This window comes from Staphylococcus sp. HMSC34C02 (genome assembly GCF_001838705.1).
In the GTDB taxonomy this organism is placed as follows: domain Bacteria; phylum Bacillota; class Bacilli; order Staphylococcales; family Staphylococcaceae; genus Staphylococcus; species Staphylococcus borealis.
Genome location: NZ_KV838565.1, coordinates 45,662 through 46,231, shown reverse-complemented (window position 1 = coordinate 46,231; position 570 = coordinate 45,662). Strand labels below are relative to the sequence as shown.

The 570-nt window shown below is 28.2% G+C and carries 1 protein-coding gene; it reads left to right on the top strand.

Annotated elements, in window-relative coordinates; all coding sequences use genetic code 11:
* The first annotated feature begins 117 nt into the window (after positions 1 to 117).
* On the top strand, positions 118 to 474 hold the full coding sequence (locus tag HMPREF3239_RS02835) for a DoxX family protein (protein ID WP_053030989.1): 357 nt from the start codon (positions 118 to 120) through the stop codon (positions 472 to 474).
* The last annotated feature ends 96 nt before the right edge of the window (positions 475 to 570 follow it).

The window sequence follows — 570 nt, the reverse complement described above, 5'->3', positions numbered from 1 at the left end:
GCTTAAAAAATCAAACCGAAGGTTTAATGATATAAAGGTTGAACTATTAATTATCATCATGTAGTATATGTAATATATTACGTATAATAAATATATTTATAAGGAGAACGACTTACAATGAGAATTGGTTTATTATTAATAAGACTTATGTTAGGTATTACATTTACAATACATGGATCTCAAAAAGTATTTGGTGGATTTAAGGAACCGATGGCAATGATGTCTGATTTAGGTTTCCCTGCATTCTTAGGCATTATATTAGGGTTATTTGAGTTTATCGGGGGCATATTAATGATCATAGGTTTATTTGCAAACTATGTTGCTGCTGGTTTCATTATAATTATGCTTGGCGCTTTATTTACAGTTCATCTAGCACATGGTTATATGGCTTCAGAACTTGTAATTATACTATTGGTAATGAGTATATCTGTAATGATTTCTTATAATTGGAAGAAATCACTTGAACTTTATTAAAAATGTGTATTTGCGAATAATTAGCAAATACGTTCATTGAAATTCTATAAGTAAAGTAAAGTCAGTCTGGGACAAAAATAATATAATAATGCTATT

What these genes read in the sequence shown, in the direction of transcription:
- HMPREF3239_RS02835 (WP_053030989.1), top strand. Translation starts at nt 118, where the DNA reads ATGAGAATTGGTTTATTATTAATAAGACTTATGTTAGGTATTACATTT.